We start from the raw sequence: 26793 nt of genomic DNA on the forward strand, positions 1-26793 counted from the left end.
GGACTTCGAAACCCGGCTTTTTCGCGCCCGCAACGCCGGCATCCGGCGCGGCGCCAGCTTCCGGCGCGGCACCGCCGTCGGAAGTGCCGGCCGGCCGGGCACGTTCCGCGAGGGGAGTTGCCGACTCAGCCACGGCCCAGGCTACGGCGCGCCGCCGCGCGAAATGAGCTCCTTGGCGAGACGGCGGTAGGCGTCGGCGCCGATGTGGTTGCCGGCGTAGCTGGTGATCGGTTCGGCGGCAACGGTGGCGTCGGCGAACTTGATGGACCGCTTGATGACTGTCTCAAAGACCTTGTCGCCGAAGGCCTCCACCAGGCGGGAGATCACCTCGCGGCTGTGCAGTGTCCGGGCGTCGTACATCGTGGCGAGGACCCCGTCCACCTGCAGCCGCGGGTTGAGGCGGTCCTGGACCTTGTCGATGGTTTCCACCAGGAGCGCCACGGCCCGCAGTGCAAAGAACTCGCAAATCAGCGGAATGATCACGCCGTGGGCGGCCGTGAGCGCATTCACCGTGAGCAGGCCCAGCGAGGGCTGGCAGTCGATCAGGACGATGTCATAGTCGTCCTCGACCTTCTTCAGCGCGCGGTCGAGCACCTGTTCGCGAGCCACCTCATTGACGAGCTGGACCTCCGCGGCGGACAGGTCAATGTTGGCAGGCAGCAGGTCAACGTTCTCGACGCCGGTCTGGTGGATCGCGTCACGGATGTCCACTTTGCGGTCCATGAGGACGTTGTAGACGGTTAGGTCGAGTTCGTGCGGGTTGACGCCGAGCCCGGCGGACAGCGCCCCCTGGGGGTCGAAGTCCACCAGCAGCACGCGGCGGCCGTACTCCGCCAGCGCGGCCGCGAGGTTGATGGTTGACGTGGTCTTACCCACGCCGCCCTTCTGGTTGACCATTGCAATCACGCGGGCCGGTCCATGGGAGGACAGCGGCGCGGGCTCCGGAAATTCGCGGTAGGGACGTCCTGTGGGACCCATCACGGCGTCTTCCAGGTCGAGTTCCGTGCCTTCCAGAGTTGCTGAACCCTGTTCGCTGCTCACGTATCTATCCACACTTTCGATGACGGTGATTTTTCTGTGCCGCTGAATGCCGGGGCCGCTGAATGTCCAGCACCCGTGCTTCTTCCACCCAAGGCTACAGCGCCCGACACGGCATTTCGTGGAACTTGACTTTTGATGGCGTTTGAGCCTTGACCTTTTACTTGAGGTCGAAGGTTAGCCTTCCGCTCATGCAAACCGCCCGCACAGGGCTGGCCTGTGCGGGCGGTTATGGGCGCTGGAGCGCCGCTGCATGGTAAGCCTGGGTTTCAGCCTGGCCCTGTGATGCCTAGGCGTTGGCCGGAACGGGCTGCTGCGCCGGGGTCTCCTGGACACCGTGGTGGCTGGCAATCATGGTCTGCTCGTCGAAGGGCTCCTCGCCGGACAGGACGCGGCCCACCTGCTGGTTGTCGATCTCCTTGACCCAGGTTCCGATCAGAACGGTGGCCACGGCGTTTCCGGTGAAGTTGGTCAGGGCCCGGGCCTCGGACATGAAGCGGTCGATGCCGACGATCATGCCGACGCCGCCCAGAAGTTCGGGCTTGTGGGCCTGCAGGCCGGCGGCCAGTGTGGCCAGGCCTGCACCGGTGACGCCGGCTGCACCCTTGGAGGCGATGATCATGAAGATCAGCAGGGAGATCTGGGCACCAAGATCCAGCGGGGTTCCCATGGCGTTGGCCACGAACAGGGATGCCATGGTCAGGTAGATGGCCGTGCCGTCCAGGTTGAAGGAGTAACCGGTGGGAACGGTGACGCCTACGACCGGCTTGGAGACACCCAGGTGCTCGAGCTTGGCGATCAGGCGGGGCAGCGCGGCCTCGGACGATGAGGTGGAGAAGATCAGGAGGTATTCGCGTGCCAGGTACTTCATCAGCTTGAAAATGTTCACGCCTGCCACCGCCTGCAGGAGGCCGCCGAGGATTACCACGATGAAAAGTGCACAGGTGATGTAGAACGCGGCCATCAGGGTGAACATGCTCACGATTGCCTGGAAGCCCGTGGCACCGACAACCGCAGCGATGGCGCCGAATGCGCCGACCGGAGCCAGCCACATGATCATGATGAGGATCCGGAACACCACAGCCTGGCCGTGGCCGATGGCCTTGAGGACCGGGGCGCCCTGCGCGCCCATCTTCTGCAGTGCAAAGCCCACGAGGATGGCGGCGAAGAGTGTGGGCAGGACAGGGATGTCGCCCGGGATGATGCCAAGGAGGAAAGCTACGGTGCTGTCTAGTTCAGCCTTCTTGTTGGGATCGTACGGCGCCAGCTTCAGGCCTTCACCGGGGTGGATCAGGTTGCCGACCACAAGGCCGATGCCAAGGGCGAACGTCGACATGAGGACAAAGTACCCGAGGGCCAGGCCGCCGACCTTGCCGACGGTCGCGGCCTTGGCGATGGAGCCGATGCCCAAGACGATGGTGCAGAAGATAATCGGGGCGATCATCATCTTGATGAGTTTGATGAACCCGTCGCCCAGCGGCTTCAGGGATTTCCCGACTTCGGGGAACAGCAGCCCCACCACGGCGCCCAGGATGACGGCGGCGATGACGGCGATGTAAAGGTAGTGGGACTTGTCCAGTCCCTTGCGGCCGGCCTTGGCCGGTGCAGCCGACTCTCCTCGTTGAGAAGCCATGATGTGTCTCCTTATGGATAATCTGGAAAACGCTTCGGCACAGACTCTGGGCTGATCGCGTCGGTCCTTTGTGATTTCCATCATTCGGCACAAAGTGACTTGGCTCACCGTTGCGTTCATATTGGTCATAGGAGGTGTTGTGATCCACCGTTGGAGCATTGCCAGGCGGCTGTTCGTGGCCAATCTGCTGTTCGTGCTGGCGCTCACCGCAGTCGTGGGGACCGCGGCCTTCATCGACGCCCGCGACCGCACCTATGACGAGGCCGGACGCCGGATGACGGCCTTGGCGGTTTCAGTTGCAGACAACCCGCTGGTGCTGCAGGCCGCGGCCTCCGCTGATCCCTCGGCCCGGCTCCAGCCCTACGCGCTCAGGGTGATGGAGGACGCCGACGCCGATTTCATCACCATCATGGCGCCGGACAGGACACGCTGGACGCACCCCCGGACCGAGGAGCTTGGCCAGCCGTACATCGGTTCAATCTCCGATGCCCTTGAGGGGCGCGTGTTCACGGAAATCACCGCCGGAACCCTGGGCCCCTCCGTACGGACAATTGCTCCGGTCAAGGACGCCGGCGGCTCGGTAAAGGCCCTGGTGGCCGCCGGTGTCACGGTCAGAACCATCGACGTCGCGGTGGCCGGCAGGATTCCGGCCCTGCTGGCTATCTCCGGCGCCCTCCTCGCGGCCGGGTCCATCGCCTCCTGGCTGCTCGGAGGATATCTCCGGCGGGTAACGCGCGGCTGGGGACCGGAACAGCTTGCCCAGCTCTTTGCCTACTACGAATCCGTGCTGCATTCGGTGCGCGAAGGTGTCATCCTGATCGACCCCAGGGGACGCGTGGTGATGTACAACGACCAGGCCGCCGAACTGCTGGGGCTCGAGCCGCGGGACTCGGGCGACGATCCGTCAAACGCTCCGTTCCTGGCCGACCTGCCGCTGACGCCGAGCCTGAAGAACCTGTTTGAATCGGGCCGCACCGTCCACGATGAAATCCATTTGACGGCCTCCGGCGTCCTGGTGGTGAACCAGGGCCCCGCCGTGGGCCCGGACTCCCCCGCAGGCCGGCCTGCCCCGGTGTTCGGAACAGTTGCCACGATCCGGGACCGCACCGAAATCGAATCGCTGGGAAGCGAGCTTCAGACCATGCGGACGCTCTCGGACGCACTGCGCGCCCAGACCCACGAGCACGCCAACCGCCTCCACACCATGGTTTCGCTGCTGGAGCTCGGCCGGACCGGCGAGGCCCTCGACTTCGCCACCAAAGATCTTGAACTCAGCCAGCAGATGACGGACGACATCATGGGGTCCGTGCAGGAACCCGTGCTCAGCGCGCTCATCATGGGCAAGGCCGCCGAAGCCCATGAACGCGGCGTGGAGCTGGCCGTGGAGGCGTCCCGGACAACAGGCGCCACGGGCCTTGCCGTCCAGGACCTCGTCACCATTCTTGGCAACCTGCTGGACAACGCCATCGATGCCGCCTCCGACGCACCGGCCCCGAGGCGTGTGGAGCTGACGGTGGAGTCAGACGGCGGCGGACTGGAGATCACTGTCGAGGATTCCGGCAAGGGCATTGCACCGGATGCCATCGACGACATTTTCCGGTACGGCTTCAGCACCAAGGAGGCCGGGCCCTTCGGCCGCGGCCTCGGGCTGGCGCTTGTGAAGCAGGCGGTCCAGCGTCTGGCCGGTACGATGACCATCACCAATTCCGGCCGCTCGGGCGGCGCACGCTTCCACATCGCGCTGCCCTTGCCGGACCCGCACAGTCTCCTGGAGGAGCAAGCGTGACAGACATCCGGGTCCTCGTCGTCGAGGACGAGCCGATCGCCTCGGCGGCGCATGCCGCCTATGTGGGCAGGCTGGACGGCTTCACGCTGGCCGGTACCGCCCCGGATGGGCAGTCTGCCCTGCGGATGCTTACCGAGTTCGCAGCCGCCGGCAGTCCCGTGGAGCTGGTCCTCCTGGACATGAACCTTCCGGATCTGCACGGGCTGGACATCGCCCGCCGCATGCGTTCCGCCGGCCACTTTGCCGACATCATTGCCATCACGGCGGTCAGGGAGCTCACGATCGTCCGCAACGCTGTCTCCATCGGCGTGGTGCAGTACCTCATCAAGCCGTTCACGTTTGCCACGTTCGCGGACAAGCTGGAGAGTTACCGGCAGTTCCGCGAGCAGTTGGCCGCACCCGGAGCCGGATCCTCCAAGATGGGAGCTTCCCAGAGCGACGTCGACCAGGCGTTCGCGAGCCTCAGGGCGCCGTCCGAGCTGCCCCTTCCCAAAGGCCTGGCACCGTCCACCCTTGAGGCGGTCCGCGACTTCATCAGGCAGCAGCCGGGGGCGGTTTCAGCCACAGAGGTGATGACGGCGCTGGGCATGTCCCGGGTCACGGCCCGGCGCTACCTGGAGTACCTGGCCGACGCCGGCACGGTCTCCCGCACCGCCCGGTACGGGGCGCCAGGCCGCCCGGAAAACGAATACCGCTGGTCCCGGGCCTGAGCGCCTCCGGGCCAGGTTCCGTGTATACACGGAACCGGATAATGCGCGGAAAATCCGGATAACGCTGGGCAAAGTCCGCCTTCATGTATACACTCAGTGGCATCGACCATTGAAGGGAGGCGGCATGCGCGCCAGCGACCGGGCGTACGCGGCACTGCGTGATGACATCATCGAGTGGCGGCTCCTCCCCGGGACGGTGCTCGCCGAAGTCGAGCAGTCCGAACGCCTGGGCGTCTCACGCACGCCCCTTCGGGAGGCGCTGAGCCGCCTGACGGCGGAAGGGCTGACGACGACGGCGGGCGGCCGTGGCGTCGTCGTCACCGATATCTCGCTTGAGGACATCGACGAACTGTTCGAGCTCCGCGAAACGCTCGAGGGCAGGGCAGCTGCCCTGGCTGCCGAGCGCGGCGACGCCGCACTCTTCCTCCAGCTCCAGAAGGAGCTGCTCGAAGCGCCGGACCTGATCAGCGGCGCTGATCCGGCCCGGCACGAATACTACGAGCTTGTCGGCAGGCTGGATGAAGCCATTGATGCGGCTATCTCCAACTCCTATCTGGCCCAGGCCATGCGGAGCCTTCGGGTGCATCTGGTGCGCGTCCGGCGGCTGGCCGCCGACGACGCCGCCCGGCTCACCGCAGCAGCGGCCGAGCACGCGGCCATCGCCGAAGCGATAGCCGCCCGCAACCCGCGCCTGGCCGAAGCGGCCACCACCGTGCACCTGCACCGCAGTCTTTCCCACGTCAAAGCGACCCACACACCCCATTAGCCGTCCATACCTAGCAAGGAGCCCCCATAGTGAAGGAACACCACGTCCGCGTATACAAGAGCGAGGAAAACCTGCCCCGCGAGGACCAGCTGGCCCACAAGATCGCCGTGGTCGCCGCCGACCCGGTAGCCGTCACCGACGACGTCACCGAAATGGTGATCAACCGCATCATCGACAACGCTTCGGTGGCCATTGCATCGCTGAACCGTGCTCCCATCATTGCGGCCCGGGCGCAAGCCCTCGCCCACGGCCCTTCTGCCAACGGCAAGGGCGCAAAGGTCTTCGGAATCGGCGAACGGGTTTCCCCTGAATGGGCGGCCTGGGCCAACGGTGTCGCGGTCCGCGAACTGGACTACCACGACACCTTCCTCGCGGCGGACTACTCCCACCCGGGCGACAACATCCCGCCCATCCTGGCGGTGGCCCAACACGTGGGATCCAGCGGCGCGGACCTCATCCGCGGCATCGCCACCGGTTACGAGATCCAAGTGAACCTCGTGAAGGCGATCTGCCTGCACAAGCACAAGATCGACCACGTGGCGCACCTGGGCCCGTCCGCCGCGGCCGGGATCGGCACCCTGCTGGGCCTCGACGTCGAAACGATCTTCCAGTCCGTGGGCCAGGCACTGCACACCACCACCGCGACGCGGCAGTCCCGCAAGGGCGAAATCTCCACCTGGAAGGCCCACGCCCCTGCATTCGCGGGCAAGATGGCCGTAGAGGCCGTGGACCGCTCGATGCGCGGACAGACCTCCCCGGTGCCCATCTACGAAGGCGAGGACGGTGTCATCGCCTGGATGCTGGACGGCCCGGACGCCTCCTACATGGTCCCGCTGCCGACGCCCGGTGAGGCGAAACGCGCCATCCTGGACACCTACACCAAGGAGCACTCCGCGGAATACCAGGCCCAGGCCTGGATCGACCTGGCACGGAAGCTGCACAAGGAACACCCCGAGGCCACGGACCCGTCCAACGTGCAGTCCGTGCTGATCAAGACCAGCCACCACACCCACTACGTGATCGGCTCGGGCGCAAACGATCCGCAGAAGTACAGCCCCACCGCGTCCCGGGAGACCCTGGACCACTCCATCCCGTACATCTTCACCGTCGCGCTGCAGGACGGCGCCTGGCACCACGTGGACTCCTACGCCCCCGAGCGCGCCGCCCGGCCTGACACGGTGGAGCTGTGGCACAAGGTCACCACCGTGGAGGACCCGGAATGGACCCGCCGCTACCACTCCCTGGACATCAACGAGAAGGCCTTCGGCGGGTCCGTGGAAATCACCCTGACCGACGGCACCGTCATCACCGACGAAATCGCCGTGGCCGATGCCCATCCGCTCGGTGCCCGGCCGTTCGCCCGCGAGCAGTACGTGAACAAGTTCCGCACCCTGGCCACCGGCCTGGTCGAAGAAGCCGAAATCAACAGGTTCCTCGCCACCGTCGAACGCCTCCCGGAACTGGTGGCCGGCGAACTCGACCAGCTCAACATCACCGCCGCCCCCGGCGTCATCGACTTCGCCGCGGCACCCAAGGGGCTGTTCTAAATGCTGTACTCCAAGACCACACCCGAACAGAAACGCCTGCGCTTCCGTGAACTGCTGGCCTCCGGCACCATCGCGCAGTTCCCCGGCGCCTTCAACCCCCTCTCCGCACGGCTGATCGAGGAAAAGGGGTTCGCCGGGGTCTACATCTCCGGCGCGGTGCTGGCCAACGACCTCGGCCTGCCGGACATCGGGCTGACCACCCTGACAGAAGTCGCGCAACGGGCCGGGCAGATCGCCCGGATGACCGACCTGCCCTCGATCGTGGACGCCGACACCGGGTTCGGCGAGCCCATGAACGTCGCCCGCAGCGTCCAGGAACTGGAAAACGCCGGACTCGCCGGCTGCCACATCGAAGACCAGTTCAACCCCAAACGCTGCGGCCACCTGGACGGCAAGAACGTCGTGGACCTCGACACCGCCACCAAACGCATCCGGGCCGCCGCCGATGCCCGGCGCGACCCCAACTTCCTCATCATGGCCCGCACCGACATCCGGGCGGTTGAGGGCCTGGAGGCCGCGAAGGACCGGGCCCGCGCCCTGGTGGATGCCGGAGCCGACGCCATCTTCCCGGAAGCCATGAAGGACCTCAGCGAATTCCAGGCCATCCGGGACGCCGTCGACGTGCCGATCCTGGCCAACATGACCGAGTTCGGGAAAAGCGCCCTGTTCACCGTGGACCAGCTCCAGAACGTCGGCGTGAACATGGTCATCTATCCCGTGACCCTGCTCCGTAGTGCCATGGGCGCCGCGGAGCGTACGCTGGAATCGATCAGGGCCGACGGAACGCAGGAGGCACAGGTAGGAAGCATGCTCACCCGTGCGCGGCTGTACGACCTCGTGGACTACGAGGCCTACAACCGCTTTGATACGGGCGTCTTTAATTTCCGGATCCCCGGAACCGACTGACGCGCAGTCCAAACCGGACCGCCGGCCCTGGGGGGCCGGTCAACTGAGGCAAGGAACGAAGGAGTTCAGCATGGCTGAAGAAGAGATCAAAAAAGGCCTCGCAGGCGTCGTGGTGGATTACACCGCCGTCTCCAAGGTCAACTCCGATACCAATTCGCTGCTGTACCGGGGCTATCCGGTCCAGGAACTCGCAGCACGGTGCAGCTTCGAAGAGGTCGCCTACCTGCTCTGGAACGGCGAACTCCCCACTACAGAGGAGCTGGCCGCCTTTACGGGGCGGGAGCGGGCCGGACGTCCCCTGGACCCTGTGGTGAAACAGGTGATCGACATCCTGCCGGTCACGGCCCACCCCATGGATGTCTGCAGGACCGCTGCCTCGGTCATGGGCGCGCGCCACGAACTCGCGGAGGATTCCTCCCGGGAGGCCAACATGGCCAAGGCCGTGGACCTGTTCGCGGCCATGCCCGCCGTCGTGGCGTACGACCAGCGCCGCCGGCGCGGCCAGGCCCTGGTGGAGCCCCGCGACGACCTTGGTTACTCCGCCAACTTCCTGTGGATGACGTTCGGCGAGGAGTCGGTGCCGGAAGTGGTGGAGGCCTTCAACGTCTCCATGATTCTCTACGCCGAGCACTCCTTCAACGCCTCCACCTTCGCCGGCAGGGTCATCACGTCCACGCTGTCCGACCTGCATTCGGCGGTGACCGGCGCGATCGGCGCGCTCAAGGGTCCGCTGCACGGCGGCGCGAACGAGGCCGTCATGCACACCTTCGACGAGATCGGGATCCGCCCGGAGGAATCCCTGGAGGATGCCGCGGCCCGGGCCAAGGCCTGGATGGAACATGCGCTGGCGAACAAAAAGAAGGTGATGGGCTTCGGGCACCGCGTGTACAAGCACGGCGACTCTCGCGTGCCCACCATGAAGGCCGCCCTGGACAAGATGATCGCCCACTACGGCAGGCCGGAACTGCTGGGGCTCTACAACGGGCTCGAGTCCGCCATGGATGAGGCCAAGGGGATCAAGCCGAACCTGGATTACCCGGCCGGGCCTACTTATCACCTCATGGGCTTCGACACGCAGATGTTCACCCCGCTGTTCGTCGCCAGCCGCATCACCGGCTGGACGGCCCACATCATGGAACAGCTCGAATCGAACTCACTGATCCGGCCGCTGAGCACCTACAACGGCGCCGAGGAACGGCACGTGCCCTAGGTTCCACAGCCGCGGAACGCACGACGCAGGGCCGGTCACCACATCGGTGGCCGGCCCGGCGCCGTTACGGCAGGCCTGTCTGCTAACTAACCACGTGCCGGGGCCGTTCCGGCCGGGCGCAGCGCCAGGGAGACCAGCATGCGCTTAATGTCCTGGTACTCCTGCGTCTGCATGTGGGCCTTCGCTGCTGCGACGGTATCGAAGGTGAGCGGAGCGTTCTGACCATCAGCGGTGAGCCACACGGAGTCACCAAAGTGCGCGAAAGGAACGTTGTCCGGACCCAGGATCCCGTTATACAAACCGCACGTGGTGGGCTGCGGAGCCAGCTCGCCGTCGGTGAGTGCCATGGAGCCGTACACCTTCTCTCCCCGGATGACCCTGAAGACAAATGCCGAGGGGCCACGCGGAAATTCCCTGAGTTTGGCGGCCTTTTGCGGAATATCGAGAACCACTGAATCAAGCGTTTGGAAGGGCTTTGGGTCGGGGCACATCGGGCCTCCCGTGCCGTCGTAGGCCAGATTCAGGGTGGCCACGGTCTTGCCGCCGGAATTTCTCACCTCGACAGCGTTGTAGGAGCCTCCGGCGATGGTTTGCGGATCTTCTCTTACCGTCCATCCGTCCGGGTGTTCGAAGGTGGCCTGGCCTGTCGCGTCGGTAAAGGACACCCACGCACCTGCTGGCGCTGCCTGGGTTGGTGCCGGCGCCGCCGCCGTCCGTGATGCAGCCGGCGTCGGCGATACCGTCGGAGTGGCTTCTGAGGCTGTCGGCGCGGCGGGGCCGGCAGGAGCGGGGGCCAGCGTCACGGCCCCGAGGTTCGTGCCCACCAGGACGCCGGCGGTCACTGCCGCTGCGGCCAGCCCAAGCACGCCGGCTAACCGCGCCCTGCTCCGCCTCCGTTCCACGAACGGCACCACGTTGGCTGGCAGGCCGTCGCTGAAGACGGGTGGTCCGGCGAGGACTCCGCGCAGGGCCGCGTCAGCGTCGGGAACTTCCGCAGTGTCATTACGGAGCGGGTCGGCCCCGGAAATCAGCTTCTGGATCGGATCCATCTCATGCCTCCATCTTCTGAGTGATCGACCCTGCCGCCGCCGGCATCCGTTTGCGAAAGGCCGCCCGCGCACGGTGCAGCCGGACCCTCGCGGCGGATTCGCTGCACCCAAGGACGCCGGCGATTTCCGCCATGCTTAACTCGTCCCAGTAGGCCAGCTGGAGGATGTCGCGCTCGTTCTCACGCAGTGCCGCCATGACATCCTGGACCACCAGGTCCTCGGACTCCGCATCGGGGCGGAGTTCCGCGGCTGATCTGAGTTTCTCCTGCAGCGCCAGCATCCGGTCACGGCTGCGGTAGGCATTTCCGATCAGGTTCCGGGCAACCGTAAAAAGCCAGGCGGAGTCCGTCCGGGGCCTGTCGTCCCACTTCTGCCACACCACGCGGAAGACGTCCGCTGCAAGCTCTTCGGCAACCTCCGCGGACTCCACGCGCCGACGCACGAATCTGTAGACCCGCGGATAGCTTTCCCTGTGAACGGCGATGAACGCCAGTTCGCGTTCCGATCCCACGCATCCCCCAAACGAAAGAAGTACGGTCCTGGCCTGGCAGGCTACACGTATTGTTTCCGCCAGCGGCCCGGGCTGTTACACACTCCGCGAAGAATATTCAGCGGAGGCCACGGTCTCGTTGTCCTCGTTTAGGGTGATGACGGCCTCGACGACTCCCCCGTCCACGGCCGCGGGCAGCCAGTGCTCCGCGTCCTGCCACATGCGCTCCAAGGGAAGAGCGGAAACCAGGAACCATTCCGGAAGAATTTCCGAGCTCTCCACCGGGTCGCCGGCCCAGCGCCGGGCGGTAAAGAGCCGGGTGGACATATTCCATTCCGGCCGGGCCGGAAAGACGAATTCGATCAGTCCGGCGTCGCGAAGGTCTTCCTCCAGCACGGTGACGCCGGCTTCCTCGTGAACCTCACGGCAGGCAGCCTGGGCGTCGGTCTCCCCCGCTTCAACGTGACCGCCCAGACCAACGATCTTGCCGACGCCGAACCCGGTCTTTTTCAGGCCCAGCAGGACCTGGGGGCCTGCTGGGCCATCGCGCAACAGGAAGCACAGCGTGACAGACGTCGAACTCATGGATCCATTCTCTATCCCAGCGCCCTCGGGTGGGCGGCGGCGTAGATTTCCCGGAGCGTGTCAGCTGTGACGAGCGTGTACACCTGGGTGGTGGTGACCGAGGCATGGCCCAGCAGTTCCTGCACGACGCGGACGTCCGCCCCGCCCTCGAGCAGGTGGGTGGCGAACGAGTGGCGCAGGGTGTGCGGGGACACATCCTTGGTGATGTTGGCTTTTTCGGCTGCGGCCTTCAAAATCGTCCACGCGCTCTGCCGGCTGATCCTCCCGCCCCGGGCATTGAGGAAGAGCGCCGGTGTTCCTTTGCCCTTGGCCGCGAGCAGGGGCCGGCCGCGCACCAGGTACGCATCCAGGGCCCGGGCCCCATAGGATCCGAGCGGAACCAGCCGCTCCTTCGATCCCTTGCCGAACAGCCGCACTATGGCGGGTCCGTCTTCGGCCGGCTGCACGGAGATGTCATCCACGTCCAGCCCGACTGCCTCGCTGATGCGGGCGCCGGTGGAATAGAGGAATTCGAGCAGGGCCCTGTCCCGCAGGCCCGTGGCGGTGTCGGTACCGGCGGCTTCCAGGATCCGGGTGACCTCGTCCACGGTGATGGCCTTGGGCAGCCGCTTCCCCGGCAGGGGCGGGTGGACGTCGCTGGCGGGATCCGCCGTCGTCATGCCTTCCAGTGCCCAAAACTTGTGCAGCCCACGGACGGCGACGACGGTGCGGGCCGCCGACCTCACGCCCAGGGGAGTTCCGCCGTCCGAACCGTCAGACAATGCCTGGGCGAAGCCCGTCACGTGCCGGCGCGTCACATCGCCGGGGCGGCTGAGGCCTTCGGCGGCGAGGTAGTTGGAGTACCGCACGAGGTCGCGGCGGTAGGCGGAGAGGGTGTTGGCGGCCAGGCCCCGCTCGACGCCCATGTGCTGGAGGTAGTCGGTGACGGCGCGGTCGATCGCGGTCCTCGGGCGTTCGGAACGGGTACGGTCGGCGCCCGGGCGCACCTGAGCCTCCCGGTCCCCTCCAGGATCGCCCGGGGCGGGCGGGGTCTCAGCTGCTGCCGTGCCCGCCGTCATCAGCGCTGGCTGGGGTGGGCCGGCCACGGGGCATCGGCCGGCCGCAGCCCGGAAAATCCGTCTGCCTTAGCCGCCGCGGCGGCAAGGACCCCGACGACGGCGGACGGGTTATGCAGGCGACCCTCCAGCACCGCAGCCACGGCTTCTTCGAGCGGAATCCAGTGCAGTTCAATTTCGGCTTCCTCGTCCGTGCGGACGTGAAGCTCGTGGTGCGGCACTTCGGTGAGCCCGCGGGCAAGGTAGATGCGGATGGCTTCGCTGGAGGATCCGGGAGAGTTGAAGAAATCCGCCAGGACGTTCCATGTACCGGCCACGAGATCCGCTTCCTCGGCGAGTTCCCGCGCGGCTCCTGCCACGAAGTCCTCGCCTTCGACGTCCAGCAGGCCTGCGGGAATCTCCCAGAGGTCCATGCCGACCGGGTGCCGGTACTGCTTGATCAGCAGCACCTCGCCGTCGTCGTTCATGGGCAGCACGGCCACGGCCCCGGGGTGGTCGATGTAGTCACGCACCAGCGCGGTGCCGTCGTCGGTCAGCTTGAAGCTGTCGCTCACGACGTCCCAGATCCGGCCCTCGTAGACCTTTTCCGTGGACAGCAGACGGCGCGGGCTCGGCGCATCCGAAACCTGCCGTGCAGCAGGGGTGTTTTCAGAAATACCGGGCATCGCGCCGTCCTCCGTCATTAGTGCTCTGGCCTACCGTGCAATCAGTTAGCGGGCGGTCGCCCCGGAGGCAGCCTCAGCGGCTGGCACCTCCGGCGCTGCGGTCCCGGACACAGGAGCAACGGAGCCGGTGTCGGCATTGCCGCTCTGGTGGTCCAGCGCAGCCTTGACCAGCCCTGCGAACAGCGGGTGCGGGCGCGTGGGCCGCGAACTCAGCTCGGGGTGGGCCTGCGTTGCCACGTAATACGGGTGCACCTCACGCGGCAGCTCCACGTACTCGACGAGCTTGCCGTCCGGCGATGTGCCGGAGAACACGAGGCCCTGGGCGGCAATCTGCTCGCGGTACTTGTTGTTGACCTCGTAGCGGTGGCGGTGGCGTTCGCTGACGGTGGTGGTGCCGTAGGTCTCGGCAATGACCGAGCCCTCTTCCAGCTTGGCCTCGTAGAGTCCGAGGCGCATGGTGCCCCCGAGGTCACCGCGGCCCTCGACGAACTCGAGCTGCTCTTCCATGGTGGCGATGACCGGGTACTTGGAGTCGGGCTCGAACTCGCTGGAGGAAGCGCCTTCGAGGCCGACCACGTTGCGGGCGTACTCGATGACCATGCACTGCAGTCCCAGGCACAGGCCCAGCACCGGCAGCCTGGATTCACGGGCGAACTTCAACGCACCCAGCTTGCCTTCGAGGCCGCGGATGCCGAACCCGCCGGGAACGCAGATGGCGTCCACGCCGTCCAGCGACCGGACCGCGCCTTCGTGGCTTTCGCACTCATCGGACGGCACCCAGCGGATCTTGACCTTGGCGTCGTTGGCGAAACCGCCGGCGCGCAGGGCCTCGGTCACGGAGAGGTAGGCATCCGGAAGGTCGATGTACTTGCCCACGAGGGCAATTTCGACTTCGTGCTTCGGATTGTGGACAGCTTCGAGCAGCTTGTCCCAGCTGGTCCAGTCGACGTCCTTGAAGGGCAGGTCGAGCGCCCGGACGATGTAGGAATCCAGGCCCTGGGTGTGCAGGGTCTTGGGAATGTCGTAGATGCTGGGCGCATCGGCGGCATTGACCACGGCGTCGATATCGACGTCGCACATACGGCCGATCTTCTCGCGCATAGCATCGGGCACTTCGCGGTCGGAGCGGATCACGATCGCTTCGGGCTGGATGCCGATGGAGCGGAGGGCCGCCACGGAGTGCTGGGTGGGCTTGGTCTTGAGTTCCTGCGAGGGCCCGATGTACGGGACCAGGGACACGTGCAGGAAGAAGACGTTGGTCCGGCCGATGTCCTGGCGGACCTGGCGGGCGGACTCAAGGAACGGCTGCGACTCGATATCGCCAACCGTGCCGCCGATCTCGGTGATGATGACGTCCGGCGCGTTCTTGCCCTCGGACGGAAGCCGCATGCGGCGCTTGATCTCATCGGTGATGTGCGGGATGACCTGGACGGTGTCGCCGAGGTACTCGCCGCGGCGCTCCTTGGCGATCACGGTGGAGTAGACCTGGCCGGTGGTCACGTTCGCGGAGCCCTCGAGGTTTTCGTCGAGGAAGCGCTCGTAGTGCCCGATGTCGAGGTCGGTCTCGGCGCCGTCATCTGTGACGAAGACCTCGCCGTGCTGGAAGGGGTTCATCGTGCCCGGATCCACATTGAGGTAGGGATCGAGCTTCTGCATAGTTACAGACAAACCGCGTGCCCGCAGCAGGTGGCCGAGGCTTGAAGCCGTCAGTCCCTTACCGAGCGAGGACGCCACACCGCCGGTGACGAAGATGTGTTTGGTCGTCTTGGACGAGCCCGGGAACCGGGAATTTACACGGGAATTTGATCGCTGCACCACGGAATTCGAGCCTATCATCAATTGAGCCTTCCACGGGTCGGGTAACGCGCCCCCAAATGCCTCAGTCTCCCGTGCCCGGCGCCCTGAGGGCAAGAGAGACCCAGGGGCTGAGGCCGCCTAGGCCTGTTGCGGCAGCAGCCTGGCGTCGTCCAGCAGCTCCTGCGCGTGGGCCTGCGCCGTCTCCGAATCCTCCTGGCCCGCCAGCATCCGTGCCAGTTCCCGGACCCGCTCGGGTTCGTCCAGCAGCTGCACGTCGCTGGAGGTGAACCCGGTGGCGGTGGCGCCGTCGGCACCCCGTACGGAGGTCTTGGTCACCCGGATGTGCTGGTCAGCGAAGGCGGCGACCTGCGGCAGGTGGGTGACCACGAGGACCTGAACATGCCGTGCCAGCATGGCCAGCCGGCGCCCGATTTCGACGGCGGCGCGGCCACCCACCCCGGCGTCCACTTCGTCGAAGACGAACGTGGGCACGGGGTCGACGGCGGCCAGCACGACTTCGATGGCGAGCATGACACGCGAGAGCTCACCGCCGGATGCACCCTTGCCCAGGGGCCGGGCCGGCGCACCCGAGTGGGGCCGGAGCAGGAAGGAAATGTCGTCCGCGCCGTAGGGGCCCAGCTGGCCTGCGGCCTCGATGTTGATCACGAGGGTGGCATCCGCCATGGCGAGGGCCGTCAGTTCGGCACTCACCCTTGCGGACAGGTCCTTGGCTGCCTTCGCCCGGATCTTGCTGATGGCCGAAGCCTGCTTGGTGAGCTCCACCTCTGCCCGGGCCACCTCTGCGTCCAGGCTCTCGATCCGCGTGGAATCGTCCTGCAGCTCATCGAAGCGGACGCGGGCCTTCTCCGCCCACTCCAGGACTTCGTCGATGCTCGGTGCATACTTGCGGACGAGCTTGGCGAGGGCTGCCCGGCGTTCCTCGATCTCTGCCAGCCGTTCAGGGCCCTCCGAGTCCAGGCCGGCCTGGTAGCTTGCCAGCTCGGTGGCGATGTCGTTGAGCAGGAACCCCACTTCCGCGAGCCGCGCGGCGGCCGCGCCGAGCTCCTCATCGTGCTCGGCCACGTGCTCCAGTGTCCGCTTGGCGCTGTCCACCAGCGTCGTGGCGTCACCGGTTTCGCCGAAGTCCTCTGCGATAAGCGCCTGGTGTGCCGCGGTGGCCGCGATCCGGAGCTCCTCGACGTTCGCCAGCTTCACGGCCTCGGCCTTGAGAGTTTCGTCTTCCCCCGGCTGGGGGTCCACTGCGTCGATCTCCGCCAGCGAGGCCTCGAGGGATTCGGCCTCGCGCAGCCGGTCCCGCGCCGCACTGCGGAGGGTCTCCAGCTCGGTCTGGCTGGCCTTCCACGAGGCGTACAGCTGTTGGAATCCACCCAGGGCGGCGGCCAGGGCCTCCCCCGCGAACTTGTCCAGGGCCTCGCGCTGGGCTGCGGCGCTCTTGAGCCTGATCTGGTCCGATTGCCCGTGCACCACCACGAGCGACTCGCCGATTTCGGCCAGCACGCCCACCGGCGCGGCCCTGCCGCCGAGGAACGCGCGGCTGCGCCCGTCTGCACCCAGGCGCCGTGCCAGCAGCAGCTCCGCGCCGCCGTCGAACTCCTCGATTTCCGCCCCGGCGTCACGGGCTCGTTCCACGGCGCCATGCCCGGACTCGAGCCTGACGACGGCTTCGGCGGAGGCGCTCTTTGCGCCGCTGCGGACGGCACCGGCGTCGGACCGCGCGCCGAGCAGCAGCCCGACGGCGGTGACCACCATGGTCTTGCCGGCGCCGGTTTCGCCGGTGACCACGCTGAGCCCGGGGCCCAGCGGCAGCGTGGCGTCAGCAATAACGCCCAGATCGCGGATTCTCAGTTCTTCAAGCATGGATCACTTCCCAGTCGGAGGATCGGTTTCTTCGGACTGCCCGGCAAGGATCTGCCCGGCGTAGCCGGGCGCCGGCGGAGGAGCCATGGACCGGGGCGTCCGCACGATCGGCACAGGGCCTGTGGTGACGGTCCCGGACTGCGGCACCGGCCCGCGCCAGCCGTGGATGGGCAGTTCGAATTTGCGGACCAGCCGTGCGGAAAACGGCGTCTGGTGGGTGCGGGCCAGCCGGACGGGGGTGGCGGAACGCGTGACCTCCACCCGGGCGCCGGGCGGAAGGTCAACCGATCGGCGGCCGTCGCACCACAGCACGCCCTGCGCGTCCGTCCGGTTCAGCACCTCCACGGCAAGCCTGGACCGCGGTGAGACCACCAGCGGCTTGGCGAACAGCGCGTGGGCGCTGATGGGGACGATCAGCAGGGCTTCCACTTCGGGCCACACCACGGGGCCGCCGGCCGAGAACGCGTAGGCCGTCGATCCCGTGGGCGTGGCGAGCACCACGCCGTCGCACCCGAAGGAGGTCAGCGGACGCTCGTCCACCTCGGTGACCACCTCAAGCATCCGCTCGCGGTTCCCCTTTTCGATGGCTGCCTCATTGAGTGCCCACGTGTGCCAGATTTTCTGCCCGCGGACCCACACCTGGACGTCAATGGTCATGCGCTCTTCCACCGTGTATTCACGGCTGGCGATCCATTCCACGGTCTGGGCGAGGTCCGCCCGCTCGCTTTCGGCCAGGAACCCCACGTGGCCCAGGTTCACGCCGAGGAGGGGAACATCCACTTCCCTGACGAGTTCCGCGGCCCGAAGGATGGTGCCGTCCCCGCCGAGCACCATGACAAGCTCCACATCGGGCAGCTGGACATGGTCGTGCAGAACCTCCACAGGGTGCTCCAGCCGGCCGAAAAAGCCCTCCATGTCGCCCAGTTCCGATTCCTGCATCACCGGGATGATGCCGGACGCGTGCAGCTGGGCGCACGCCTCCCAGGCAGCCTTCAGGGATTCTTCGCGGCCGGTGTGGGCAAGTACCAGTACACGCCTGCTCATCGGTTCCGCTCTCTAGTGGTTCGGCCAGATTTTTCCGAGCAACACAGCCACGGCTGCATCCCGCTCTTCGATCTTAGGCAAGTCTTCGGCAATTCTTCGTTTTATCCACAGGAAGTATTCGACATTTCCGTCCTGCCCGGGCAGCGGGCTGGTGGCCAGTCCGCGGAGTTCCAGTCCAGCATCCACGGCAGCCCCCGCCACTTTACCGACTGCCATCCGGCGTTCGCGCTCGGACGTGACCACGCCGGTGCGCCCGAGCCGCTCCTTGCCGATCTCGAACTGCGGCTTGACCATGAGCACGAGGTCGCCGCCGGGGCTGGTGCACGCGGCCAGCGGGGCCACGACGAGCGTCAACGAGATGAAGGACAGGTCCGCCACGGTCAGCTCCGCCGTGCCGCCGATCTGGTCCGGGTCCATGTAACGGACGTTCAGCCCCTCATAGACGCTCACCCGGGGGTCGTCCCTCAGCTGCGGCACGAGCTGGCCATGCCCGACGTCGACCGCCACTACGTGCTCTGCCCCCCGCCGCAAGAGGACGTCAGTAAAGCCGCCGGTGGACGCGCCTGCGTCAAGGCAGCGTTTACCGCCGACGGCGACCGCGGGAAAAGCGTCGAGGGCGCCGGCCAGTTTGTGCCCGGCCCGGCTGACATATGTGTCGGTGTCGTCTTCCGCCACCGACAGCTCGCGGTCGTCGGCGATCTGCAGCGACGCTTTCGCGAGGACGTCGCCGGACGAGGTCACCCTGCCGTCGGCAATGAGCCGCGCGGCGTGCGTGCGTGACCGCGCCAGCCCGCGGCTGACGAGGATCTGGTCGAGTCTGGTCATGTCAGGCGCCACCGGGCCCTGCTGAGGCGTCGGGCCCGGAGATGTCCTCGTTCAGCGCTGCCAGCAGGCTGTCGTGCATCTCCGCGTAGGCGGCAGGGTGCTCGGACACCGGAAGCGCAGGGATGTCCCGCACGCGGCCGAGAATTGCCTGAACCGTGGCGTCCGGGTCAGCGCTGCCGGAGTGGGCGCCCGCGGAGCCCGGATGAGCGCCGGCGGAGCCGGACTCGTCAAAGCCGGCCGGCGGCAGTTCGGGCCAAGCAACCTGCGGGGCTGCCTCCAGATCAGCGTCAGGATTCGGCTCTGTCATTGCACCAGTCTATTGATCGGGTTGATTGATCAAGTTTTATTGATCAATCCATTCAAGCACGGGAGCCGTGGCCACCGGCGCCTGCGGGCGGGCGTTCCACCACGCTGCACAGGCCGCACGCCAGGAATCGAGGTTTTCCTGGTCGCCGCTGACCCGGACACTGTCTCCGTCCACGGAGGCGACGGCGCTACCGCAGCGGTACCCGCCGCCGTCGTGCTCTACCGGCGGGTATGGCTGGTACAGCCCCGGCAGGTCGTTGATGAGGAAGTCAGGACGTTCGTCCGTGCGAGCTGCGAGGATCGTCTCCCGGGTGTCGACGCCGGTGAGGACCGCCACAGTGGCAAAACCGGCCCGGTTGCCGCCCAGGATGTCCGTGTCCAGCCGGTCGCCGACTACCAGCGGGCGCTCCGCCGCGAGCCGCTTGGCCGCAGCGTGGAACAGTGGGGCCTCCGGTTTCCCGGCAACGCGCGGCGTCTGGCCTGTTGCTGCGGTAACCGCCGCCACGAGGGTGCCGTTGCCCGGTGCCATCCCGCGGGCCTGCGGGATGGACATGTCCGTATTGGTCGCGACCCACAGGGCGCCGCCGGCCACGACGTACGATGCTTCGGCCAGGTCTTTCCAGCCGATCTCAGGGTTGAAACCCTGCACGACAGCCACCGGATGCTCCGCAGCACCGTGTACGGGCTTCAGGCCCACGAGCTCGATTTCGTGGGCGAGTGCCGGACTGCCGGTAATGAGGACGGCAGCCCCCGCCGGGAGGAGCGAAGCCAGCAACTCGGCGGCTGCCTGCGAGGAACTGACCACCTGGTGGTCTTCGGCCGGGGCACCGAGCTCGCGCAGGTGCGCGGCCACCTGCGCCGGGGTCCGGGACGCGTTGTTGGTCACGTAGCCGAGCCCGACGCCGATGCCGTCCAGGCGCCGCAGCGAATCCACTGCACCCGGGATGGCATGGGGGCCGGCGTAAACCACGCCGTCCAGGTCGGAGAGCAGTGCGTCGAACCGCGAAATAAGGTGTGCGTCAGTCATGCGTGCCTAGTCCTCCGAGCCTTCGTGCCGCGAATCGTTGGCCGATGCCTCACCCGCGGTGGCTTCGTCCTCATTGTCATCCTCATCCTCATCCGGTTCCGCGGAGTCGACGTCGGATTCGGCGTCGTCGGACTCAAAGTAGTCCGATTCGACGTCGTCGAGGTTGTCACCGGTGGACGCCGCGGCGGTCCGGGCAGGAGCAGCATCAGCAGCATCAGTATCGGCGGCCGGCGCTATGCCGGCTGCCTGCTCGGAAGTGCTCTGGGCGTCCTGGGGAGCAGCGTCGGCGGCGGCGTGGGCGATCAGCCGTTTGCGTTCGGCTTCCTCCCGGGCTTCCTCTTCCTCATCCCAGCCGAGGTCGATGATGTCCGGCTCCTCGGCGACGCCCATGCCCAGCGCCTCTTCGGCGACGGCAGCCTGCCGCTGCCACTTCTCGGATTCGGTTTGGCGGCCCACGGCCGCGAGGGCGTCCGCGTAGACACGGAACAGGCGGGGGCTGTAGGAGAAGGCGCGGTTGATGTCCAGCTGCGGGATCTCAAGCTCGGCCACTGCTGCATCGAGCTGTCCCAGGTCCGAACGGGCACCGGACGCGACGATCGCGAGCTCCACCTTGCCCGGCGCGTCGAGGTCCTGGGCTTCCTCGGAGCGGACAACGTCCAGGGCCCGGTCCGGGCGTCCGAGTCCGCGCTCGCAGTCAGCCATGACAGGCAGGTGCACGTTGGAGCCGCTGATACGGCGGTAGGTCCGGAACTCCCGCAAGGCTTCGCCGTAGTGCCCGGCGGCGTAGGCGGTCAGTCCCACGGCTTCGCGGACAGCCGCCAGCCGGCCTCCGCGCCGGCTGGCCGCCAGAGCGTGCTGGAAGGCGAGTTCGGGCTCTTCGTCGAGGAGGCGGCCTGCCATGACGAGGTGGCGGGCGACCCATTCGGCGCTCTTTGGTTCCAGGGTTTTGATCTGGTGCTGTGTGGCGCGGTCCAGTTCCTTACCGGTCACGTCCTCATCAATCTCGGGGGAACGTTCGCGGTCCGGGCGGTTCGCGCTGCGCAGGTCCCGTGCATTGGGGACCCGCACCGGGCGGTCTTCTGCCCTGTCACGGCCGAACTGGCGCGGACCGGAGTCGCCCCGGTCAAAACTGCGGGGCGCCCGCTCCTGGCGGTCGCCAAACGGCTTGCGGTTCTCCCCGCCACCGAAGCTGCGGCGCTCACCGTCACCTTCGCGGCGCGGACGATCACCAAACGGCTTGCGGTCGCGGTCACCGCCGCCGAAGCTGCGGCGCTCACCGTCACCCTCGCGGCGCGGACGATCACCAAACGGCTTGCGGTCGCGGTCACCGCCGCCAAAACTGCGGCGATCACCCTCACCCTCGCGGCGCGGACGGTCGCTGAAAGGCTTACGTTCACCGCCACCACCAAAACTGCGGCGATCACCCTCACCCTCGCGGCGCGGACGGTCGCTGAAAGGCTTACGCTCACCGCCACCAAAACTGCGGCGCTCACCCTCACCCTCGCGGCGCGGACGGTCGCTGAAAGGCTTACGCTCACCGCCACCGCCACCGCCACCAAAACTGCGACGATCACCCTCACCCTCGCGGCGCGGACGATCACCAAACGGCTTACGCTCACCGTCGGAGCCGCGGCGGGGAGCGTCGTCGCCGCGTCCTTCCCTGGCCCTGAATCCCCTAGGGTCTCCCCCAGAATTGCTGGTCCCCCTGAATGGGCCGCCTCGTGCACGGTTACTGCCCGAATCTCCGCGGTCGTGTCCGCTGCGGTTGCCGCCGTTGTGCTCAGCCATGGTGGATTCCTCCTGTAGTGAGCCGACCACTGGCGCAATGCGCAGCCGCTCGTATCCGTGTTTTGTTGTCCTGCGCAACCCGATGTAAATCAACTCGGCGTCCGCTTATCTCCTGCAATTCTAGGCGAGGGCAGGTCCAGTCACTAACGACGGGGGCGCCGGGACGGGCCGTTGTGCATATCGTCACAAGTCGCCGGCCCGCCGGGCTTGGGCGCGACGGTTTGACCCGGTAGGACGGAGTCGGTCCTCCGAGCGGCCTTGCTTCCACAGGGAAACTCCAAGGAGCGGTGGCGAGACTGAACCGGAAACCAGGCGCCGAGGGGGATTCATGAAGAGGTCAACCGCCAGGGCAGCTGCGGCGGCAGCCGTCGTCGTGGGATGCGGCCTTGTGGCCCTTGTCATTGCCTATTACGCGCACGCCGGCTCCGAGGCCGGCCTGCTGACCAGGACGGGACCCGCTGTTGTTTGGGGACTGCCCATTGTAAAACTCATCTTCAATGTGGCGGCCGCCTGCACCATCGGCTCCTTGATGCTCGCGTTGTTTGCCTTGCCTCCCAGGGAAAAGGCCTTCAGCCAGGCGCTCGCTTTCGCCGGTATCTCCGCCGGATTCTGGACCGGGGCCAGTGGGGCCATGAGCTTCCTCACGTTTCACTCGCTTGCCAATCTGGCCATGTTTTCCGAGGGGTCAGGGGCCGCGTTCATCAGTTTTCTCGTGGACGTTGACGCCGGACGGCGGGGGGCTTTGAGCCTCCTGTTGGCTGCTACCGTGACATTCCTGTGTTTTGCGGCACGCAGGCATCGGGATGTTTCACTGGCGGCGCTGCTTTCGTTTGCGGGGCTCGTCCCATTGGCGTTGAATTCGCATGCGACGGGCAGCGGAAGCCATCCTGACAGCGCAGTCTCGGTGGTGATGCACATGGCCTCTGCCGCAGTCTGGCTGGGAGGACTGCTGGCGCTCGTTGTGCTCCGCAGGACCCTGGATTCGGCAATGTTCACAACGGTTGTCCGGCGGTATTCGACCCTTGCGCTGGTTTCCTTCGTGGCCCTGGCAGTTTCGGGACTTCTGGCGGGCTGGGCCGGCGTCGGCACCCTGGCGGCGCTGGCGACCCCGTACGGGGGGATCCTTGCGGCCAAGAGCGCGGCGTTCATTGTGTTGGGGGTCTTCGGGACGCTCCATCGCAGGTGGGTCATAGCCAAGCTCGAGCACGAGCCCCGAAAGGGAGTCCGGGCCTTCACTGTTTTGGCTGTGACCGAACTTGCCGTCATGGGGGCCGCGTCCGGCCTTGCTGCCGCGCTGGCCCGCACACCTCCTCCGACCATTGCCGAGGCGAGACCTGCCGAACAAACACCGCAGATCCCTTCAGTTATCGACGCGTTCTCCACTTGGAGGCCGGATCCGTTGTGGAGCGTGGTCTGTGGAATGGCCGTGTTCCTGTACCTGGCTGGTTTGCGCCGGCTCCGTTTGCGTGGCGGATCCTGGCCTGCTTACCGGACTGCCCTCTGGTTGTTCGGCGTCAGTGTCCTTTTTGCCGTGACCAATGGCGGGCTCCATGCGGCCCAGGAAAACCTCATCAGCGCCCACGTCCTGACCCAGATGACCATTGCGGCAGTTGTTCCGTTGCTGCTGGTGCCGGCGGCACCATTGTCTCTGGCGGAACAGACCATCTCTCGACGGAAGGACGGAAGCGGCGGGGCCACAGAAGCCATGGACGCAGTTGTGCGGCCGATTCTGAAGGCCACAGCAGAACCCCTTGTCCCCGCGGTGGGCCTGGCAGCGACATTGACCTTGCTGTACTACACACCCCTGCTGGAATATTCGTCGAGCACCCAATTCGGGTATGCGGCCATGACGATCCTTGCGCTGCTGGCGGGGTGCCTGTTTACCGCATCGGTGACGCGCGCTTTCAGCCGCCCTGCGTCTGCCACCGTGGCGGCCAGGTTGCTTGCCCTCGGGGGTGCCGCGGTGCTTTACAGCTTGCACGGTTGGGCACTGGCACAGCAGCCTGACCAACTCCCGGATGCCCGGCGGGAGCCGTGGCAGATATCCGTGGATCCGGCCTTCGGCATTCCATCCGTCGGGGAGGCAGAACCCGCCGGCGTCGCCATGTGGCTGATAGCCGCGGGCAGCCTCCTGGTGGCGGCCGCCGTCGTGCTTCTTCGAGCGCGCCGCGCGGCGGGCGCCCTTCCCGATGGCAGGGGCGCAGACGCAGCCCCACGAGAGCTGGTGACGGCCTCCAGGCCATCGGCAGCAACAAATCAGGCCTCTCAGTCCCGTCCTGGAGGGTCCCCCAAAGCCGGGCGGGCACCCAACAGCCTGCCGCTGGATCCCTAGGACACTCAAGGTTTTCGCAGGGTGGGCCAACCACTCTTTATCTAAAGCATTTGGACTTTTGGCGTTACACAGGAGGTAGTCATGTCAGTTTCACGCCGTCAGGCACTGCAGATCGGCGGTGTCGGGGTCATCGGAGCCATGGGGCTGGCTGTGCCGCTCTCCTCCGTGGATGCCAAATCAGCCAGCCTGCTGGACCCGAAGAACATGCCCAAGCTGTACCAGCGGACGCTCCCCATCCCGCCGGTGCTCGCCCCTAAGAGCACCACCATCGGGGCCGACGGCAAGAAGACCCACCTGTACCAGATCGAGCAGACCGCTGCCATGGGCAACATCGTGCCCGGGCTGAGCACGCCGATCCTGGGGTACAACGGATTGTTCCCCGGCCCCACCATCAAGGTGAACCAGGGCGAGCGGATCACGCTGGAAATGGACAACGTCTTGCCGCTCTTCCACCCGCAGTGGGGCTACCGGCTGGACACCTCCACCCACCTCCATGGTTCGGCATCCCTGCCCCAGTTCGACGGCTACGCCAACGACCTCACCGGCCGCGGGCTGTGCAAGGACTACGAGTACCCCAACTTCCAGCAGGCCCGGACCCTCTGGTACCACGACCACGCCGTGCACAACACCGCCCAGAGCGTGTACTCAGGCCTCGCAGGCCAGTACCACCTTCACGACGAGGTTGAGCGCAACCTGCTGCCGCAAGGCAAGTTCGATGTGCCACTGACCATCTCGGACGCCATGTTCGCCAAGAACGGGTCCCTCGGCTACAACGACAACACCCACTCCGGGCTGTGGGGCGACATTATCTTGGTCAACGGAGCGCCGTGGCCTGTCATGAAGGTCCAGCGGCGCATCTACCGCTTCCGCATCCTCAACGCCTCCATCTCCCGTTCCTACCGTTTCCAGCTCGGCGCCGGAGACCCGGTCACGATGGTAGGCACGGACGGCGGCCTGATGCCTGCCGCCCAGCAGGTAACCTCCTGGCGCCAGGCCGGTGCCGAACGCTACGAAATCCTCATTGATTTCTCCAAGTACCCCGTGGGCAAACGGGTTGAACTGCGCAACCTGTCGAACAAGAACAACGTTGACTACGACTTCACCGGCAGGATCATGGCGTTCGATGTCACCGGCGACCCGGTGGACACCTCCGGCCCCGCAGCCAGGGTGATGCCGACGCTGCTCACCGGCAGCCCCACCATGAGCCTGACGCCGTCCCAGTCCGTCAAGACCCGGCACATGCGCCTTAAGCGCGACCTCGACACATGGACCATAGACGGGATGACCTGGGACGAAGTCGTCAGGAGCGGATACAAGAAGGTCCTGGCTGATCCCGACCTCAACGACATCGAGATCTGGGAATTCGAGAACAGCTCGGGTGGTTGGTTCCATCCCCTGCACATCCACCTGGTGGACTTCCAGATCCTCAGCCGCAACGGCCGTGCACCCTTCCCCTACGAACGCGGGCCCAAGGACGTCGTGTATGTCGGTGAGGGCGAGACCGTGCGCCTGCTCATGCAGTTCGGTCCCCACCGTGGCCGGTACATGATCCACTGCCACAACCTCCCCCACGAGGATCACGACATGATGGGCCAGTTCAGCGTGGGCTACGACCCCAACGAACCCGACCCCAACGACCCCATCGAAGCAGTCAGGCCGCATCCCATCAATCCCGTGACGCCAGTTGAGCCGGGCAGCACGACGCCTACCGAGACGGCAGCACCAACAACAACCAGCCAGCCGACTGAAACGGCGGCACCTGTGACAACAACCCCGGCGACAACAACCCCGCCGGCGCCACAAGTCGACGTTGTCACGATCACTACGGCCCGGCACCGGCTGAACAAGGACATCGCCTTCGCGGGCACGTCCCAGTACGCGGGCACTGCCACGGGGGCCAGCGTGGTGATCTATGACGTCACGCCGGGCCGGACCGCTACGCGCCTCGGAGCCACAACCATCAGCTCCCTCGGAAGCTGGTCCTGGACAACCAAGCCGGGGCCGTCGCGGCAGGTCACGATGGTGCGTGTTGCCTCCAGCCGTGGAGGCACGGCAACGGCGAACGTACGCACAGACTGAAGGTCGCCGCTGGTTGAGCCTGTCGAAACGCTGATCTCGACAGGCTCGATCAGCCGGACGGGCTCAACCCAACGCTCCCTCACCTTTCGCCGCTCCCCACGGGGACGCTCCCTCACTTGTCGCCGGTCATCACGGGACGCTCCCTCACTTGCTGCCGGGTTATCACGGGACGTTTCCTCAGTTGTTGCCGGGTGGTCACGGGACGTTTCCTCGGTTGTTGGGTGGTACGACGGCGGTGTGGCGGGTGGGGTGCCCGGGGCCGGGCTGGGGGGCGGGG

General features: G+C 66.5%; 23 protein-coding genes. 9 read left to right on the plus strand and 14 right to left on the minus strand.

Translation table 11 applies throughout. The features are described 5' to 3' along the window. Positions 1-141 precede the first annotated feature (141 nt). Both AC3A3W_RS05470 and AC3A3W_RS05475 read right to left on the minus strand, forming a co-directional pair. The gene (locus AC3A3W_RS05470; protein WP_205652596.1) at positions 142-1041 is read right to left on the minus strand and encodes a ParA family protein; all 900 of its coding nucleotides are present in this window, start codon (positions 1039-1041) and stop codon (positions 142-144) included. A 286-nt stretch (positions 1042-1327) separates the two neighbouring features. Continuing rightward, complete coding sequence (locus AC3A3W_RS05475) at positions 1328-2671, minus strand: cation:dicarboxylate symporter family transporter (RefSeq protein WP_487440958.1); 1344 nt, start codon at positions 2669-2671, stop codon at positions 1328-1330. A gap of 139 nt (positions 2672-2810) precedes the next feature. Between AC3A3W_RS05475 and AC3A3W_RS05480 the strand changes: the two genes are divergently transcribed. The 6 genes from AC3A3W_RS05480 (at position 2811) to AC3A3W_RS05505 (ending at position 9596) form a co-directional block, all read left to right on the plus strand. After that, on the plus strand, positions 2811-4457 hold the full coding sequence (locus AC3A3W_RS05480; protein ID WP_487440960.1) for a sensor histidine kinase: 1647 nt from the start codon (positions 2811-2813) through the stop codon (positions 4455-4457). After that, positions 4454-5167 carry a response regulator gene (locus AC3A3W_RS05485; RefSeq protein ID WP_487440961.1) on the plus strand — a complete coding sequence of 238 codons (714 nt, stop codon included), beginning with the start codon at positions 4454-4456 and terminating at the stop codon, positions 5165-5167. The genes AC3A3W_RS05480 and AC3A3W_RS05485 overlap by 4 nt, the downstream gene beginning before the upstream one ends. 124 nt (positions 5168-5291) lie before the next feature. Further along, on the plus strand, positions 5292-5933 hold the full coding sequence (locus AC3A3W_RS05490) for a GntR family transcriptional regulator (protein WP_205652662.1): 642 nt from the start codon (positions 5292-5294) through the stop codon (positions 5931-5933). Between the two features lie 26 nt (positions 5934-5959). Then, entirely contained in the window at positions 5960-7480 is a 1521-nt protein-coding gene (locus tag AC3A3W_RS05495; RefSeq protein WP_487440993.1) for an MmgE/PrpD family protein, read from the plus strand. Next, entirely contained in the window at positions 7481-8386 is a 906-nt protein-coding gene (prpB, locus tag AC3A3W_RS05500; RefSeq protein ID WP_487440963.1) for a methylisocitrate lyase, read from the plus strand. 70 nt (positions 8387-8456) lie between these two features. Continuing rightward, positions 8457-9596, plus strand: a complete 1140-nt coding sequence (locus tag AC3A3W_RS05505) for a bifunctional 2-methylcitrate synthase/citrate synthase (RefSeq protein WP_487440965.1) — start codon at positions 8457-8459, stop codon at positions 9594-9596. Between the two features lie 86 nt (positions 9597-9682). On the opposite strand, the gene AC3A3W_RS05510 is transcribed toward AC3A3W_RS05505, so the two are convergent. The 12 genes from AC3A3W_RS05510 to AC3A3W_RS05565 form a co-directional block, all read right to left on the minus strand. After that, positions 9683-10645 (minus strand): hypothetical protein, encoded by a 963-nt coding sequence (locus AC3A3W_RS05510; protein ID WP_487440966.1) that lies wholly within the window; start codon positions 10643-10645, stop codon positions 9683-9685. A gap of 1 nt (position 10646) precedes the next feature. Then, a complete protein-coding gene (locus tag AC3A3W_RS05515; protein ID WP_487440968.1) occupies positions 10647-11156 on the minus strand; it encodes an RNA polymerase sigma factor in 510 nt (169 codons plus the stop codon). Between the two features lie 75 nt (positions 11157-11231). Further along, positions 11232-11720, minus strand: a complete 489-nt coding sequence (locus tag AC3A3W_RS05520; RefSeq protein WP_487440970.1) for an 8-oxo-dGTP diphosphatase — start codon at positions 11718-11720, stop codon at positions 11232-11234. An 11-nt stretch (positions 11721-11731) separates the two neighbouring features. After that, positions 11732-12778 (minus strand): site-specific tyrosine recombinase XerD, encoded by a 1047-nt coding sequence (gene xerD / locus AC3A3W_RS05525; RefSeq protein ID WP_487440972.1) that lies wholly within the window; start codon positions 12776-12778, stop codon positions 11732-11734. Next, the gene (locus AC3A3W_RS05530) at positions 12778-13440 is read right to left on the minus strand and encodes an NUDIX domain-containing protein (RefSeq protein ID WP_487440974.1); all 663 of its coding nucleotides are present in this window, start codon (positions 13438-13440) and stop codon (positions 12778-12780) included. The genes xerD and AC3A3W_RS05530 overlap by 1 nt, the downstream gene beginning before the upstream one ends. A gap of 45 nt (positions 13441-13485) precedes the next feature. Continuing rightward, positions 13486-15276 (minus strand): CTP synthase, encoded by a 1791-nt coding sequence (gene pyrG / locus AC3A3W_RS05535; protein ID WP_487440975.1) that lies wholly within the window; start codon positions 15274-15276, stop codon positions 13486-13488. Between the two features lie 99 nt (positions 15277-15375). Next, the gene (recN, locus tag AC3A3W_RS05540; RefSeq protein ID WP_487440977.1) at positions 15376-17115 is read right to left on the minus strand and encodes a DNA repair protein RecN; all 1740 of its coding nucleotides are present in this window, start codon (positions 17113-17115) and stop codon (positions 15376-15378) included. Between the two features lie 3 nt (positions 17116-17118). Continuing rightward, the gene (locus AC3A3W_RS05545) at positions 17119-18159 is read right to left on the minus strand and encodes an NAD kinase (RefSeq protein WP_487440979.1); all 1041 of its coding nucleotides are present in this window, start codon (positions 18157-18159) and stop codon (positions 17119-17121) included. A gap of 12 nt (positions 18160-18171) precedes the next feature. Continuing rightward, positions 18172-18984 carry a TlyA family RNA methyltransferase gene (locus tag AC3A3W_RS05550; protein WP_487440980.1) on the minus strand — a complete coding sequence of 271 codons (813 nt, stop codon included), beginning with the start codon at positions 18982-18984 and terminating at the stop codon, positions 18172-18174. Position 18985: 1 nt separating this feature from the next. Beyond that, a complete protein-coding gene (locus AC3A3W_RS05555) occupies positions 18986-19291 on the minus strand; it encodes a hypothetical protein (protein ID WP_487440981.1) in 306 nt (101 codons plus the stop codon). Between the two features lie 36 nt (positions 19292-19327). After that, entirely contained in the window at positions 19328-20317 is a 990-nt protein-coding gene (locus AC3A3W_RS05560; RefSeq protein ID WP_487440982.1) for an HAD-IIA family hydrolase, read from the minus strand. Between the two features lie 6 nt (positions 20318-20323). Next, a complete protein-coding gene (locus AC3A3W_RS05565; protein ID WP_487440984.1) occupies positions 20324-21307 on the minus strand; it encodes a hypothetical protein in 984 nt (327 codons plus the stop codon). On the opposite strand from AC3A3W_RS05565, the gene AC3A3W_RS05570 reads away from it, so the two are divergent. The 3 genes from AC3A3W_RS05570 (at position 21272) to AC3A3W_RS05580 (ending at position 26516) form a co-directional block, all read left to right on the plus strand. Beyond that, positions 21272-22123, plus strand: a complete 852-nt coding sequence (locus AC3A3W_RS05570) for a hypothetical protein (protein WP_487440985.1) — start codon at positions 21272-21274, stop codon at positions 22121-22123. The genes AC3A3W_RS05565 and AC3A3W_RS05570 overlap by 36 nt on opposite strands. Before the next feature lie 310 nt (positions 22124-22433). After that, a complete protein-coding gene (locus AC3A3W_RS05575; RefSeq protein WP_487440987.1) occupies positions 22434-24437 on the plus strand; it encodes a bifunctional copper resistance protein CopD/cytochrome c oxidase assembly protein in 2004 nt (667 codons plus the stop codon). An 81-nt stretch (positions 24438-24518) separates the two neighbouring features. Further along, positions 24519-26516, plus strand: coding sequence for a multicopper oxidase family protein (locus AC3A3W_RS05580; protein ID WP_487440989.1), 1998 nt, complete (start codon positions 24519-24521; stop codon positions 26514-26516). The last annotated feature ends 277 nt before the right edge of the window (positions 26517-26793 follow it).

This window comes from Arthrobacter sp. Soil_N43, assembly GCF_057655195.1.